The 391-nt window shown below is 71.9% G+C and carries 1 protein-coding gene; it reads right to left on the bottom strand.

Annotated elements, in window-relative coordinates; all coding sequences use genetic code 11:
• A partial coding sequence (locus VSR34_RS38935; RefSeq protein WP_342965304.1) for a condensation domain-containing protein occupies nucleotides 1–391 on the bottom strand: 391 nt, incomplete at both ends.

Here is a 391-nt window from a genome sequence, read left to right as displayed (position 1 = left end):
GCCAGCTCGTGCCCGCGTCCCGCCAGCACGCTCCGCACCTCCGCATGCCTCACCGCCAGCGTCGTGTGATCGCCGATCAGATGATGCTGCAGCTCCAGCAGCAGCCAGCGCCCGCTGCCCGGCTCCCGGGCCGTCACACACCGTATCAGTGGCGCCCGCCCCAGATCGATGCGCGGCCCGCGCGGATCGAACCGGCGCCGCAGCTGCTCGGGAGCCGGCCCCTCCGCCTCGTCCAGTTCAACCTCCACCACCTCCAGCCGCGCCTGGCGCCACACCACCTGCGCCGGAACGGACAGCCCCTCCCACACAAACGACGTGCGCAGCATGTCGTGCCGGTCCACCACCCGCTGCACTGCCGCCAGATAGCGCTCCAGCAGGTCACGTCCGGCAA

This window comes from Paraburkholderia sp. JHI2823 (assembly GCF_038900695.1).
Taxonomy (GTDB): domain Bacteria; phylum Pseudomonadota; class Gammaproteobacteria; order Burkholderiales; family Burkholderiaceae; genus Paraburkholderia; species Paraburkholderia mimosarum.
Note: the sequence above shows the minus strand (reverse complement) of the source record. Positions and strands in the feature narration are given on the sequence as shown.